8 protein-coding genes are annotated in these 8,717 nt (G+C 65.0%); 5 read left to right on the top strand and 3 right to left on the bottom strand.

Annotated features, from left to right (window positions below; all coding sequences use genetic code 11):
* Position 1: 1 nt before the first annotated feature.
* The 5 genes from VFH65_RS08535 (at position 2) to VFH65_RS08555 (ending at position 5,771) form a co-directional block, all read left to right on the top strand.
* Complete coding sequence (locus VFH65_RS08535) at positions 2-979, top strand: FAD binding domain-containing protein (protein WP_353320711.1); 978 nt, start codon at positions 2-4, stop codon at positions 977-979.
* Complete coding sequence (locus VFH65_RS08540; RefSeq protein ID WP_353320712.1) at positions 976-3,147, top strand: xanthine dehydrogenase family protein molybdopterin-binding subunit; 2,172 nt, start codon at positions 976-978, stop codon at positions 3,145-3,147. The genes VFH65_RS08535 and VFH65_RS08540 overlap by 4 nt, the downstream gene beginning before the upstream one ends.
* 210 nt (positions 3,148-3,357) lie before the next feature.
* On the top strand, positions 3,358-3,720 hold the full coding sequence (locus tag VFH65_RS08545) for a transposase (RefSeq protein WP_414688384.1): 363 nt from the start codon (positions 3,358-3,360) through the stop codon (positions 3,718-3,720).
* A 154-nt stretch (positions 3,721-3,874) separates the two neighbouring features.
* On the top strand, positions 3,875-5,014 hold the full coding sequence (locus tag VFH65_RS08550) for an NAD(P)-binding protein (RefSeq protein ID WP_353320713.1): 1,140 nt from the start codon (positions 3,875-3,877) through the stop codon (positions 5,012-5,014).
* A gap of 160 nt (positions 5,015-5,174) precedes the next feature.
* Positions 5,175-5,771, top strand: a complete 597-nt coding sequence (locus VFH65_RS08555) for a class I SAM-dependent methyltransferase (RefSeq protein ID WP_353320714.1) — start codon at positions 5,175-5,177, stop codon at positions 5,769-5,771.
* Between the two features lie 736 nt (positions 5,772-6,507).
* On the opposite strand, the gene VFH65_RS08560 is transcribed toward VFH65_RS08555, so the two are convergent.
* From VFH65_RS08560 to VFH65_RS08570, 3 genes are read right to left on the bottom strand one after another with little or no spacing between them, the layout of a single operon-like run.
* Positions 6,508-7,149 (bottom strand): O-methyltransferase, encoded by a 642-nt coding sequence (locus VFH65_RS08560; RefSeq protein WP_353320721.1) that lies wholly within the window; start codon positions 7,147-7,149, stop codon positions 6,508-6,510.
* Positions 7,150-7,194: 45 nt separating this feature from the next.
* The gene (locus tag VFH65_RS08565; protein WP_353320715.1) at positions 7,195-7,689 is read right to left on the bottom strand and encodes a TIGR04338 family metallohydrolase; all 495 of its coding nucleotides are present in this window, start codon (positions 7,687-7,689) and stop codon (positions 7,195-7,197) included.
* On the bottom strand, positions 7,686-8,435 hold the full coding sequence (locus tag VFH65_RS08570; RefSeq protein WP_353320716.1) for a DUF2786 domain-containing protein: 750 nt from the start codon (positions 8,433-8,435) through the stop codon (positions 7,686-7,688). The genes VFH65_RS08565 and VFH65_RS08570 overlap by 4 nt, the downstream gene beginning before the upstream one ends.
* Positions 8,436-8,717 lie beyond the last annotated feature (282 nt).

An 8,717-nucleotide genomic window follows, 5' to 3' on the forward strand; every position in this document is an offset into this window, starting at 1 on the left:
CATGTTCCCCTTCAGCTTCACCAAGGTGGCCGACGAGGATGCGGCGCTGGCCGCGGGCGAATCCGGGTCCCGCTATATCGCCGGTGGCACCACGCTGGTCGACTTGATGCGCGAGACGGTGGAACGACCGCAGGCCGTCGTGGACATCAACGGCCTGCCCTACTGGTCCATCGACCTGGGTTCCGCACGGCTGCGCGTCGGCTCGCTGGTGCGGATGTCCGAGCTCGCCACCCATCCCGGTGTGCGCACGCAGTTCCCGGTCATCGCCGAGGCGTTGGAGCTCAGCGCGTCGGCTCAGTTGCGGAACATGGCCTCCATCGGAGGCAACCTCATGCAGCGGCCCCGGTGCCTGTATTTCCGCGACGTCTCTGCCGACTGCAACCGTCGCACACCGGGGACGGGCTGCTCGGCAATTGGTGGCCGCAACCGTACGCACGCCATCTTGGGGGCGAGTGACCAGTGCGTCGCCACCCATCCCTCCGACCTCGCCGTCGCACTGGTTGCGCTTGACGCGCTGGTGATCGTCCGAGACAGCAACGGCGAGCATCCGATTCGGATATCGGAGTTCTTTCGCCAGCCAGGCACGACACCTGATCGCGAACACAACCTGCGGCCCGGCCAGCTCATCGTCGCGATCGAAGTACCGATACGGCCGGAGTCGCGGCGATCGGGTTATCTGAAGGTGCGCGATCGGGAATCGTATGAGTTCGCGCTCACGTCGGCGGCGGTCGCACTGGACATCGGCGGTGGGATCATTCGCGCCGCCCGAGTGGCCGTCGGCGGCGTGGGCACAGTGCCATGGCGACTACCCGCTGTGGAAGGCGCCCTCATCGGGCGTCCACCCAACAACGAGTTGTTCCGCAGCGCCGCCGCGCGTGCCGCCGACGGCGCTAGGCCGTTGTCGGAGAACGGGTTCAAGGTGGAGCTGATCAAGCGGACGGTGCAGCGGCAGTTGGCCACCGTAGCTGGCCTGCCATGACACGGCCCGTCCCTGCCGCGCTGCTGACGGGTCAGCCCGTCACCAGGGTCGATGGCCGGCTCAAGGTCACCGGGAAGGCACCGTACGCGGCCGATCACGCGATACCCGACTACGCCTATGCCGCACTGGTATGCAGCACAATTGCGCGCGGCGCCGTCGTGCACGTCGATTCTGCTGCAGCCCAGCGGGTTCCAGGCGTGCAGCGTGTCATCGCCGATTTCGGCGGGGTCACGCTTCCCTATGATCCGCGGCAGATCGCTTCGTTCGGCCAGCCGGTTGCCGTGGTGGTGGCCAACACGCTGGAGGCGGCCACCCACGGCGCGGCCGTCGTCGATGTCCGCTTCCGTATTGACGCGCTGTTGACGGATATCGATACGCCGCAGGCGGTTCAGGAGCCCGGCAGGACCGAAAGAGTGCGAGATTATGCCCGCGGCAACGCCGATGCCGCGTTGCGCGCCGCCACAGTCGTATCCGACTTGCAGTACTCGATCGCCCGCAACAACCACAACCCGATGGAAACCCCTGCCACCATTGCGAGTTGGGACGGCGACCGGCTCACGGTGTGGGACAAGGTTCAGGGCATCACCTGGGCGCTGGAGGCCTACTCCAAAGCGTTCGGGATTCCCGCCGACTGGATCCGGGTGATATCGCCGTTTGTTGGCGGCGGGTTCGGCGTTGCCGGCAAGGTCTGGCCGCATCAGCTGCTGGCGGCATTCGCGGCCCGGCAGATGCGCATGCCCGTCAAATTGGTGTTGAGCCGCAAGCAGTTCTACACCGTCGCCGGATACCGGCCGACCAGCAGGCAGCGGTTGGCGATCGGCGCCGACCGGTCGGGGCGCATCGACGCGATAGTCCACGAGGGTCGTACGGAGAATTCGCGCTACGAGTCATACGAGGACGGCATCGTCGGTGCGGCCAGGTTCATGTACAGCGCGCCCAACATGCGCTCGGTGTATCGCAGTGTGCCGCTGGACATCAATCCGCCGACGTTCATGCGGGGGCCGGGGACCACCACGGGCGCGTTCGCGCTGGAATGCGGTATGGATGATCTTGCCGTGCGGCTGGGGATCGATCCGATCGAGTTGCGCGCCCGCAACGAGCCCGAGCGTGACCAGTTCGAGAACGTTCCGTTTTCCACCCGGCGGCTGACGGACTGCTTCCGGCGCGGCGCGGCCGAGTTCGGATGGTCCCGGCGCAACCCGACACCGCGAGCTGTCCGCGACGGTGCCCAGCTCATCGGAATCGGCACCGCAGCAACGGTTTACCATACGCTGCGCGGTCCGTGTGCGGTGTCGGCGCGGATCAACGCCGACGGCACGGCCGACGTCGGGTCCGCCACCATCGACATGGGTCCCGGCACGTACACGTCGATGACGCAGGTCGCCGCCGACGCGCTGGGGCTGCCGATCGCCAGGGTCCGATTCAGCCTCGGCGACAGCAGGCTGCCGGAGGCACCGGTGCACGGCGGTTCGCGAACGATGGCCAGCGTCGGCTCGGCCGTCGCGCACGTCGGCAACATCCTGCGTGATCGGTTCATCCGCACTGCGGTGGTCGACCCCGGATCGCCGCTGAACGGGCTACGCCCAGCCGATGTTGCCGTCGCAGGCGGGCGCATGTTCCACACCGGTGACCCGGCGCGTGGCGAGTCCTACCAAGACCTGCTACGCCGCCGCGGATGGGAAAGCCTTGACTCTCAAGAGACTTGGTCGCCTGATGACGCCGATCAACGGTTTTCGATGCACGCCTACGGCGCGGTCTTCGCTGAGGTCGCCGTCGACGAGCTGCTCGGCACGGTGAGGATCCGTCGCGTCTACGGCTGCTATGACGCGGGCCGGATCATCAACCCGAAGCTGGCCCACAGTCAGGCCATCGGCGGCATCGTCGGAGGAATCGGGATGGCGCTGCTGGAAGCCACGCACCTCGATCACCGCGACGGCCGAATCGTCAACGCCAACATGTCCGATTATCTCGTCCCCGTCAACGCCGACGTTCCCGCCCTCGATGCGGAGTTCCTTCCGGCCGAGGACACCATCGCCGACCCGCTCGGAGTCAAGGGCCTCGGCGAGCTCGTGATGGTCGGGGTGCCCGCGGCCATCGCCAATGCGGTGTTCAATGCGACCGGCAAGCGCATCACCGAGCTGCCCATCACGCTGGACAAGCTGCTCTAACCCACGGGCGAGCCAGCGATGCCTCAACTTGTCGAGGGTGCACGACTGTCACCCACATTGGGTTTGGGCAGCCATTTCACGTCGAACGCGATGTTATCTACCTAGATACGAACGACCGTCAGTCCCGGGGATAGACGCCTGAGTTTTATCCGACCTTTGAGGTCTTGTTACAGACCGACGCGGTTCTCAGGACTAGTGGTTGTTCGCGCCATGGTCTCGCTTGGGCGAACCCTTGGCGAGAGAAGCCGCTTCGCCGACGCCAGAGCGTTGAAGGCCTACGCCGGATCCGCTCCCATCACACGCGCCTCAGGCCGATCCCTGTCGGTTACCCATCGCCGCACTAAGAACAACCGGCTCGCCAATGGCGGATGGATATGGGCCTTTTCGGCAGCGTCGAACTGTGAGCCCCCATCAGCACTACCGCCAGCGACGCGACCACGGAGACCGTCGTGCCGCCGCCACCCGAAACCTGTTAAACAAACTCCTCGGCCAGCTCTACCAGAGCCTAAGCACAGCCAAGTGCTCGACGAGAGCAGGGGATTCCCTTCTCTGATCGGCAATCCCGCCGCCTAATGGGTGTGCTCTCAGGATTGAGCGTGGGGGCCATAGCCGATCCACAGGGCACTGCCTTTGCACTCTTTACCACCCGCAGTGCGTAGTACTACGGTCGATAGTAGAGCAGAGCGGTCGGATTCAAAGGGGGCTGGGCTTGACACAGGCGACATCAGTGACGGTGATAGGAGGAGGCCTGGCGGGGCTAACCGCCGCGATCGCCTGCGCCGAAAATGGTGCCAAGGTAATCCTGCACGAGGCACACGGTGTTCTCGGCGGTCGCGCCCGCAGCAGCCCGGCTCCCTACATCGCCAACGACGGCACCCACGCGTTCTACGACGGTCCGCCATGGCGGTGGCTGGCTGCTCGCGGCCTGGTGGCACCCTTCGCCCGTCTTGGCGTGCGCCAGCTTGCGCGCGTGCGTATTCGTCATGGAGGACGACTGCGCCGCGTCCCACCGGCCGGATTTACCAGGCTGGTGACAGCAGGACGGCGCCATCACGCTCCTGTCGACGTCAGCTTTCGGGATTGGGCGGGCAAGCGTTTCGGCGAAGATGTCTGCCGAGCAGCAGAGGGCATGGTCGGCCCGGCGATCTATCACGCCGATGCGGGTCGGCTTTCCGCGGCGTTTGTCTTTGAACGGCTGCTTCGAGTCACCACACCGAAATTTCCGCCAGTTACCCGCTATCCCTGCGGCGGGTGGGCGGCGGTGATTGCTCGCATGGAACGTTGTGCGCGCGCCAGGAGTGTTCATATCGAGACCAATTCGCGGATCAGCGAGCTTCCCGAGACAGGCCCGGTGATCGTGGCGACTTCGCTGGACTCCGCACGGGGGTTGTTCAAGGATGAGACGTTGCGCTGGGAAAGTGGACGTGCGGCTCTCCTCGACGTCGGCGTCCGTCGTGATCGGCGAGATCCTTTCGCGGTCTTCGACTTCGATGAGGGTGCGATGATCGAATGCTTCACAAGCCAGGACCCTTCCCTTGCGCCGCAGGGCCACGACCTATTCCAGGGCGAAATCCCCTCGCGGTCTGGTGAGTCCAAAGCCGAAGGTATCGGTCGGCTGGAATCGTTGTTGGATCTGGCCTTGCCCGGCTGGCATGGCCGCGTCACCTGGCGACGCGAGCAGACCGCCACCTACCGCACTGGCGCCGTGGATCTGCCTGGCCAAACCTGGCGCGACCGGCCGCCGATCGACCAGGACAACGGGCGCTATCTAATCGGGGATTGTGCCGCCGCCCCAGGCCTACTCGCCGAGGTGTCCATCAACAGCGCCCTGATGGCAAGCCGACTCGCGACTAAGGGTGGCAACTGAAAGTGTCGGCTCGAGGTCAGCTTCGAGGTCGTTTGAATCGACATTCGGCGCAGATGACGACTCTCCGCGACACAAGGAAGGGAACAAGACACTGAACGTAAGCCGAGTGTGGCGGAGTCCGGTGTTCGCTAAAACGGTTGGCGCCTCATACGACTGGGCGATGGAGCGTAAGACCGCGGCTCGACGTTTCGGGCGAGTGGTGATGGGCGCCGATGTGGACCGTGTCTATCAAGCGATGGACGTGATCGCCGGGATGCCGGATGGTGCAGCGATTCTCGATGTGCCGTGTGGTGGCGGGATCGCGATGCTTCGTTTGCGACCCGATCAGCTGGTTCGCTATGTCGGAGTCGACATTTCCGCGCCGATGTTGGCGCGGGCGCAACGGCGTATTCCGACTGAGCATCAGGATCACGTTCGGATTGTCGAAGCCAGCATCGACCGGATGCCGTTCAGTGACGGCGAGTTCGATCTATGCGTGTGCTTCAACGGCTTGCACTGCGTGCCGAATCCCGGTGTCGCCGTGGCTGAGATGGCGCGATGCCTTCGAGCGGGTGGCCGGCTAGTGGGTGAATTCGCTGTTCGAGGTCAACTCAGGCGCGCTGATGCCTACATGACGATGCTGCGCGCAATCGGGACTTTTGGGCCGGCGGGTACCCGCGACGATGCCCAACAGTGGTTGATCGATGCCGGCCTGACGATCGACATGCTGGAATGCACTGGCGCAATCGCACATTTCGACGCACACCGCCCAGCGTGACAGTTCGAAGGCAGATGACCCCTTAGACCGCCAATAGCAACTCCTCTCGCAGACAATCTTCGAACGCGAAGTAGGCCCGGCCCCATCCGCCGAGGGCCAACCGTGTCCAGACCCGTCGAGCACTATGACCAACCTGGCCCCAACCGTTGACAACTAAAGCCATCGGAGGTCTGTAGCGGTGTTGCTGCGCATGATGGGCCGGGTCCGTCGGGGTCCGCGTCCAATATGGGGATCAGTGCAGCGGCGGGTTATCGAGTAGCGAGAGGAGATGCCGACCTATGCCCAGAGCCTCGTCGGCTTGAACTTGTGTCAGCTCCGGGTTGGATATGGCAGTGGTCACGAAGGCTGCGTCGTCGGCGAACAGGTTTAGGAAGCGGATACATACGTCGTCGCGGACTGCGAGATCGATTACTTCCCTGCTCTATCCGATCAGAGGGTTGGACATATCGGCGGCGATGATTTCGACAGCGGCCAGTCGGGCGGCAATCTGGGACAGTTCGTTTCGGGTTGCCCGGCCCGCGCTGACTACGCAAGACAGAATCGCGATTGAGTGCCGGATAACTATGTCGAGTGTGCATGTACCGCTTTGACAGAGCGTTTATTGCGTCGAGCGTGTGCCCACTGCACATATATTCGAAAGATCCTGCAGCACAGGCACACTTGATGGAGCCGGCGCGCACTCAACGCGCGGTCTCGACGTGCTGGTCGAGGTAGATCGCTCTGACAATGAGCTGCTCTAACCCACGGGCTCCTTGACGACCGCCACCGCGAAGCCGTCCCAATCCTTGGTTCCGACCGTCTGAATCGCCGCGGTGTCCAGCCGCGGGTTCTGGCCCATCATCTCGAGCATGTCGCGCACGGCGCGGGCCTGATGATCGTCGGCGGCCGGTTCCAGCACCCGCCCCATGCGAGCGATGTTGTCCACCACGACGACTGAGCCCGGTCTGCCCAGCTTGATCGCCCACTCGACGTAGGCGACGTTGTTCTCCTTGTCGGCGTCGATGAAGATCAAGTCGAATGTCTCGCCGCGGTCGGCTAGTTGGGGCAGTGTGCCCAGGGCGGTGCCGACGATCACCTCGACACGGTCGGCGACGCCGGCGCGCTCGAGGTTGGCCTTGGCAACCTCCGCGTGCCTCGGGTCGAATTCGAGCGTGACAACGCTGCCACCGGGCCCGACTCCGCGGGCGAGGTTGATGGTGCTGTAGGCCGCTAGGGTGCCGATTTCCAGCACTCGGTTCGCGTGCGTCGCCGTCGCGAGCAGCGCGAGCAGCTTGCCGTGTTGTGCCGACACCTCTATGGCGGGCATTCCCGCGGCCGCTGCGGCTTCCCGCGCAGCCTTCAACGCGTCGTCCTCGGTGCGCAGCAGCTGGTTGAACATCTCGTCAAGCGCCTTCGGATCGGTCACGGCGCCAACGCTACCCCGCTATCGCACACCCTCTTTGGCGTACATCACCCGCAGCACATGGCCCACCTCCGGGCCCATCACCATGCCGGCCAGGTCACACAGCGTGGCGACGAACTCCGGTCCATGCGGCGGCTGCGCGCCGCTGAGGTGGTGGGCGATCTCGTGCAGCGCCACCAGTTCCCGCAGCGCCCAGCTGGTCCGCTGCTCGGGCACCGCGATGGTGGCCTCGTCGCCGATGCATTCGTAGTGTGCCGCGCCGGCCCCGCGACGTGCGCGCACCGTGAGCGCGCGTGCGGCGGGCCATCGCTGACGGACGCCAGGGAGCGCCAGCACGTCGTCGGCATAGCGCTGCACAGCGGACACCGACGCGAACCGTGCCTCCGGCGGAAGGGTCAACTGCGTCCCGAAGAAGTCGACCGATCGGTTGCCGCGCTCGGCTGCCCGCTCGAAGAGCGTCCTCACGAACTCCTCCGCGGCATAGACCTTCGCGCGCTGGGTGTCGCGGGGCGTCACGTCTCCAGGGCAGAGCGAGAGCCCGCCAACTCCGGACTGCCGCCCAGCCGTGCCTTTCTGCCCGCGCGATCGCCTGCCCGTCGCGCCGCCGACGAGTACCCGGCGGTTGCGCTGGTGGCCCGCCAGGTTCCCCGCGCCGCTGATGTGTGACGGTAGAAGTCCTTCAGCTCGATGTCCTTGTCCCGCAACGCGATAGCCGTTCCGGGACGGCTGTCATGGTCTCTGGTGGCCTCCCGCTGGGCCTCCTCGCGTGCCTCGGTCAGCCGCTTGCCGATGCGGGCACCGAAGGCCAGCTGGAAGTTGATCCGTGCGGTGATCGTCGGCGTCGGCCGGTGGGCGCCGGAGGCGATATAGGCCTCGGAGGCCTTGACCATCTGCATCACCAGGCTGGCGTAGAGCGCATGGCTGGCATCAATGTCCTCGGCGAACCCGTACGCGTAGACGAATGTCGAGTTGGAGGCGACGTCGCACTTCACGTCGTTGGCGTTCGCGATCACCACGAACAGCTGGACATAGGTGCGCAAACCGCGGGTGCCCGCGTTACCGATGGTGACGGTGCGCTGCTCCGGCATCTGGGCCTTGGTGCGCTTGTCCGAATGTGACCTCGCCACGGCCAGGTCGATCGAGGTCGCCGTGGCCAACCGCTGGGCTGCGGCCATGAACGCCTCGGCCTCGTGCGGGTTGTCGGTGCCCTCGGCCTGGCGCAGCAGCGCGGCGATGCGCGCCAGCATCTTGTCGTCGCTCATGGCGCCAGGCTAAGCGAGGGGTCCGACGAGGGCGCTCCCGATCATGGGTGCGTCGCGTGGAGTTTTCCACAATCACAAGCCAGCAACGACAGTACGTCGGACACGCGGCAGCCGTACTTACCGTTGCCAGAGGCGCGCAATCGCGCACCGCGCTAGCCTGCGCGCGTTAACTGAAGGTGTCTCATCCGTTACGCGCAGTTACGGTCGTCGGAATCATACCAAAAGTATCATACGTTTGGCGGACAACTGTCCAATCGCGACAGAAAATTTGCTGTTTGCGGC

It is taken from the genome of Mycobacterium sp. (assembly GCF_035697385.1).
GTDB lineage: Bacteria > Actinomycetota > Actinomycetes > Mycobacteriales > Mycobacteriaceae > Mycobacterium.

Coding starts and splice junctions, on each gene's coding strand:
- VFH65_RS08560 (WP_353320721.1), bottom strand. CDS start 7,149: ATGTTCAACCAGCTGCTGCGCACCGAGGACGACGCGTTGAAGGCTGCG.
- VFH65_RS08540 (WP_353320712.1), top strand. CDS start 976: ATGACACGGCCCGTCCCTGCCGCGCTGCTGACGGGTCAGCCCGTCACC.
- VFH65_RS08555 (WP_353320714.1), top strand. CDS start 5,175: ATGGAGCGTAAGACCGCGGCTCGACGTTTCGGGCGAGTGGTGATGGGC.
- VFH65_RS08545 (WP_414688384.1), top strand. CDS start 3,358: ATGGTCTCGCTTGGGCGAACCCTTGGCGAGAGAAGCCGCTTCGCCGAC.
- VFH65_RS08535 (WP_353320711.1), top strand. CDS start 2: ATGTTCCCCTTCAGCTTCACCAAGGTGGCCGACGAGGATGCGGCGCTG.
- VFH65_RS08570 (WP_353320716.1), bottom strand. CDS start 8,435: ATGAGCGACGACAAGATGCTGGCGCGCATCGCCGCGCTGCTGCGCCAG.